Source organism: Kocuria sp. CPCC 205261 (assembly GCF_040981025.1).
Lineage (GTDB): Bacteria > Actinomycetota > Actinomycetes > Actinomycetales > Micrococcaceae > Kocuria > Kocuria marina.
In genome coordinates this window covers 1-1,031 of sequence record NZ_JAVKPU010000040.1, presented here as the reverse complement: position 1 = coordinate 1,031, position 1,031 = coordinate 1, and the positions used below count along the sequence as shown (strand labels likewise).

The window sequence follows — 1,031 nt, the reverse complement described above, 5'->3', positions numbered from 1 at the left end:
TCTCGCTACCTGAGTTTGATCGAACGAGAGCGTATTCACGATCTACGCAGCCGCGGGGACTCGATAAGGTCGATCGGGCGTGCGCTGGGGCGGAGCGCGTCGACGATCAGCCGGGAGATCGCCCGCAACACGGCCACGACAGTCGGCTATCTTCCTTACGCGGCGCACCGGATCGCGGCGGCGCGCCGGCCGAGGCGACGTGCATGCAAACTCGAATCTGCTGGCGATTTGCGCGCCTATGTGGCAGCGAAGTTGCGTAAACGATGGTCACCAGAGCAGATCAGTCACCGGCTCGTGAAAGACTTCCCGGGCGATCAAGGGATGCGGGTGAGCACCGAAACGATCTACCAGGCGATTTACGTCCAAGGACGCGGCGCTCTGAAACGCGAGATCGCCGCGTCGATGAGGCGCGGGCGGACAACACGAAAACCACGGCGCGATCCAGCGAAGAGAACCAGTCGCTTCGTGGACCCTATGGTCTCCATCGCTGAGCGACCCGCGGAAGCTGAGGATCGTGCAATCCCTGGGCATTGGGAAGGGGACCTCATCGTCGGCACGATGGGACGATCAGCAATCGGAACACTCGTCGAGCGATCAAGCCGCTTCGTTACCCTCGTGCACCTTGAACATGACCACACGGCCGAGACCGTGCGCGATGGCCTCATCACCACCGTCGCTGATTTGCCAGCAGCGCTACGCCGCTCGCTGACCTGGGACCAGGGCACCGAGATGTCGGGGCATGTGGGGTTCCAGACCGCCACCGATATGGCGGTGTACTTCTGTGATCCGGGCAGCCCCTGGCAGCGCGGCAGCAACGAGAACACGAACGGTCTCCTACGCCAGTACTTCCCGAAGGGCACCGATCTCTCCCGCCACACGCCCGCAGAATTGCGACGCGTCGCAGAGGACCTCAACGAACGTCCACGCAAGACGCTCGACTGGGACACTCCAGCCGAACGACTCCATGCTTTACTGAATGCGAGTTGAACCAGTGTTGCGACGATGGCTGGAACTCAAGCGGTCCAGTGCTC

Annotated in this window: 1 protein-coding gene; it reads left to right on the top strand. The window is 62.4% G+C overall.

Annotated features, from left to right (window positions below):
• Positions 1-987 (top strand): IS30 family transposase (locus RF646_RS13280; protein ID WP_368836235.1); only part of this gene is annotated, 987 nt, incomplete at its 5' end.
• Positions 988-1,031: the final 44 nt, after the last annotated feature.